Consider the following 734-nt stretch of genomic DNA (forward strand, 5'->3'; position numbering starts at 1 on the left):
CGTCTTACCCCCGGAATGGAAGGCAACCATTATGACTACCGTCAAGAAGTGGCTACCGGCCATCACCGAGACCCCCATTCGTAAGACCGCGCTCGGTATCGCGGGACTCGCCGTCGTCGGCGGTGCGTTCGCCGGACCGGCGCTGAGCATGTCCGCTCCGCAGGCGGCGATGACCCCGACCGCGGCTGCGGTCAGTGTTCGGGACGTCGACAAGGGTCAGCCGTCGAAGGTCCTGGACTACCAGTACAAGGCGCAGGAGAACGGCTACTACTGTGCGCCGGCCGCGACCCGGATCGCGCTGTCCGCGCAGGGGCACACCCCGGCGCAGGACGACGTGGCGAAGCGGCTGGGTACGACCGAGGCCGGTACCAACTCGGCCGAGGACACCACCCGGGTGCTGAACAGCGCCGGTGGTAAGGGCTACCGGACCGTCGCGATCCCGGACGAGAAGGCCAAGCCGGAGCAGATGGACCAGCTCCAGGTCGACGTGGTGCACGCCATCGACGCCAAGCGTCCGGTGGTGGCGAACATCAAGGGCACGGCGGTGGACGAGAACGGTATGGCGCACTCGTACGAGGGTGGGCACTACCTGACCGTCGTCGGGTACGACGACCACGGCCGCAAGGTGAAGATCGCCGACCCGGCCAACCCGAACCAGAGCGAGTACTGGATGAGCACGATCACGCTCGCCAACTGGGCCGCCGAACGCGGTTACTCCGCATAAGCGGTAAGCA

General features: G+C 66.8%; 1 protein-coding gene. It reads left to right on the forward strand.

All coding sequences use genetic code 11. The features are described 5' to 3' along the window. The first annotated feature begins 31 nt into the window (after positions 1–31). A complete protein-coding gene (locus ACFP2T_RS47940; RefSeq protein WP_377434790.1) occupies positions 32–724 on the forward strand; it encodes a C39 family peptidase in 693 nt (230 codons plus the stop codon). The last annotated feature ends 10 nt before the right edge of the window (positions 725–734 follow it).

The sequence above is a fragment of the Plantactinospora solaniradicis genome (assembly GCF_042658085.1).
GTDB lineage: Bacteria > Actinomycetota > Actinomycetes > Mycobacteriales > Micromonosporaceae > Plantactinospora > Plantactinospora solaniradicis.